The organism is Gemella sanguinis ATCC 700632, assembly GCF_000701685.1.
In the GTDB taxonomy this organism is placed as follows: Bacteria; Bacillota; Bacilli; order Staphylococcales; family Gemellaceae; genus Gemella; species Gemella sanguinis.
In genome coordinates, this window is record NZ_KL370816.1 from 22,031 (window position 1) to 25,666 (window position 3,636).

Here is a 3,636-nt window from a genome sequence, read left to right on the forward strand (position 1 = left end):
TGATTTTTCAATTGTTTAACTTTTATCTCGCACCCGCATAGCGGGTGGTTTTTTGTTTCGGAGACTTCGCCTCCTCAACTGGCTTAAGCCATTAACATAAAAAAACAACGGATCCGATTAAATCGAATCCGTTATTTTTAGTTATTTCTAACTTGATAATCTACAAAGTTTTTATAGATTATTCTTCGTCTTTACGTCTTCTTACTGCTAACGCAATACCTGCTAACAATGTTCCGAATCCAGCTAACGCACCGCTTGTAGACTCTTCACCAGTATTTGGTAATAATGGTTTTGGTGGTTTCGGTGGTGTTGGTGGTGTTGTCGGAGGCGTTGTTGGAGGTGTAGTTGGTGGTGTTGAAGGCGGAGTTACTTTGTTGTTGAACTCAGTATCTTCTGGTAATTGAGAAGTTGCTGTTAAGACTTTACCTTCTTTAGTAACTGTTACTGTTACTGTAGCTACCATCTTATCGTATTCAACTCCTGCTTCAGTACCTTTAACTTCTTCCACTGTGTAAGTGTAAGTTCCTTCTTCTCCACGTTTGAACTCAAGTGCAGAGAACTTGATGTTTCCTGCTGCATCGTTCTTAACTGTTTCAATTACGTTTCCATCTTTATCTTTAAGTACGAAGCTAAATTCACCTTCTTTTAGCTGACGTCCTTCAAGTTTCTTAGTGAAGTTAAATTCAACTTTAGTTGGGATATTAACTACACGTTTTTCTGTTGGTTTTTCTGGTTTTTCAACAGATTTCTTAGTTGGATCGTATTGGTGTACAGTTTGTGAAGCAGTGTTTTCGATATCTACACCATCTTTAGCTGTTGCTTTGATAGTTGCAGGGATATCAAATTTGTAGTAACGACCAAATGCGAATTTATCTGTGTCGATTACTGGAGTATTTTCTGCATCTCCTAGAGACTTAGTTAAGTCAGCTTTAGATGTTGCAGTAATTACACCATTTTCAACTTTAATATCAAATTTAGCAGTTACATCTTCACCTGTTACAGAATCGTAAGCTTTAATATCAGCTACATTAATATCTAAGTTTTCACTATCGTATTTATCTGTTACACCTACAGATTGGATGTAATCTTTGTTGTCTTTATTGAATTTAGTTGTATCTAACCAAACTTGGTAAACAACTTGATCACCTTTCTTAAGTGTCTTAGTATTGATATTTTGAGCTTCGTTGTTATCAGCTTTGTCAGCGTATGGATCTTTGTTAGTTTCATCAACTTTCTTATCTCCAAATTCGCTGTCATCGTCTAATAATTTAGTTCCAGTTAAATCAAATTCTTTTTCATTTAGAATGTATTTCTCTGGGTTGAATTCTGGAGTTTCTGGAGGTCTTACTGTGTTGTTGAACTCTTTGTCTGCTGGATCTGTTACGTTTGTGATTAGAGCTTTAGCTGTTCCGTCATGTTTAACTTCTACAGTTACTACTGCTTTCATCGCATCGTAAGTTACAGTTCCATCAGTTCCTTTAAGTTCTTCAACAGTGTAAGTGTAAGTTCCTTCTTCACCTTTCTTGAATTCTAATGCTTTGAACTTAACGTTTCCTGCTGCATCGTTGCTTACAGTTTGTAGAGTTTCACCTGCTGCATTTTTAAGTACGAAGCTGAATTCGTTAGCTTTAAGTTCTCTTCCTTCTAATCTCTTAGTGAAGTTGAACTCTACTTTAACTGGTACGCTGTTTACACGTTTTTCAGTTGGTTTGTTTGGTTTTTCAACTTTCTTAGTTGTTGGGTTGTAGTAGTTTACTACTTGAGCCGCAGTATTTTCGATATCTACTCCACCTGGTACATCAGCTTTAACTGTTGTTGGAATATCAAATTTGTAGTAACGTCCAAATGCAAATTTAGTTGTGTCAATAACTTGAGTATTATCTGCATCTCCTAGAGACTTAGTGAATCCAGCTTTAAGAGTTGCTGTAATTACTCCGTTATTAACTGTGATATCAAATTTGTTTGTTACGTCATCTCCTGTTACTGAATCGTAAGCTTTGATCTTAGTTGCATCAAGATCTAACTTAGCTTCATCGTAATCATCTGAGATTCCTACAGATTGGATATTATCTTTGTTGTTTGCATCAAATTTAGTTGTATCTAACCATACTTGGTAAACTAGTTTGTCACCACGTTTAACAGTCTTAGTATTTAAGTTTTGTGCTTCGTTGTTAGATGCATCATCAGCGTATGGGTTTGCATTTGTATCTGCATACTTGTCTGCTAATTCTTTATCATCGTCAACTAGTTTGTCACCAGTAATATCAAATTTCTCTTCAGAAACAACATATTTTTCTGGTTGGAATTTAGGTTCTTCCGGTGGTGTTACACGGTTGTTGAACTCTTTGTCAGCAATGTCTCCAACAGTAGCTACAAGAACTTTAGCTGTTCCATCGTGTGATACTGTTACAGTTACATTTGCTTTCATTGTGTCATAAGTTACAGTAGCGTCTGTTCCTTTAACCTCTTCAACTGTGTAGTTGTGAACTCCTGCTTGTTCTTTCTTGAATTCGATAGCTGAGAACTTAACGTTTCCAGATGCGTCGTTGCTTACAGTTTCAAGGACTTTACCTGTTGAATCTTTAAGCACGAAGTTGAATTCATTAGCTTTAAGTTCTCTTCCTTCTAATCTCTTAGTGAAGTTGAACTCTACTTGTACTGGTACGCTGTTTACACGTTTTTGAGTAGGTTTGTTTGGAGTTTCAACTTTCTTAGTTGTTGGGTTGTAGTAGTTTACTACTTGAGCCGCAGTATTTTCGATATCTACTCCACCTGGTACATCAGCTTTAACTGTTGTTGGAATATCAAATTTGTAGTAACGTCCAAATGCAAATTTAGTTGTGTCAATAACTTGAGTATTATCTGCATCTCCTAGAGACTTAGTGAATCCAGCTTTAAGAGTTGCTGTAATTACTCCGTTATTAACTGTGATATCAAATTTGTTTGTTACGTCATCTCCTGTTACTGAATCGTAAGCTTTGATCTTAGTTGCATCAAGATCTAACTTAGCTTCATCGTAATCATCTGAGATTCCTACAGATTGGATATTATCTTTGTTGTTTGCATCAAATTTAGTTGTATCTAACCATACTTGGTAAACTAGTTTGTCACCACGTTTAACAGTCTTAGTATTTAAGTTTTGTGCTTCGTTGTTAGATGCATCATCAGCGTATGGGTTTGCATTTGTATCTGCATACTTGTCTGCTAATTCTTTATCATCGTCAACTAGTTTGTCACCAGTAATATCAAATTTCTCTTCAGAAACAACATATTTTTCTGGTTGGAATTTAGGTTCTTCCGGTGGTGTTACACGGTTGTTGAACTCTTTGTCAGCAATGTCTCCAACAGTAGCTACAAGAACTTTAGCTGTTCCATCGTGTGATACTGTTACAGTTACATTTGCTTTCATTGTGTCATAAGTTACAGTAGCGTCTGTTCCTTTAACCTCTTCAACTGTGTAGTTGTGAACTCCTGCTTGTTCTTTCTTGAATTCGATAGCTGAGAACTTAACGTTTCCAGATGCGTCGTTGCTTACAGTTTCAAGGACTTTACCTGTTGAATCTTTAAGCACGAAGTTGAATTCATTAGCTTTAAGTTCTCTTCCTTCTAATCTCTTAGTGAAGTTGAACTCTACTT

At 36.2% G+C, this 3,636-nt stretch carries 1 protein-coding gene; it reads right to left on the bottom strand.

Annotated features, from left to right (window positions below):
- Positions 1-178 precede the first annotated feature (178 nt).
- On the bottom strand, positions 179-3,636 hold a 3,458-nt coding region (locus tag T369_RS0108780), incomplete at its 5' end, for an SspB-related isopeptide-forming adhesin (protein WP_031554475.1).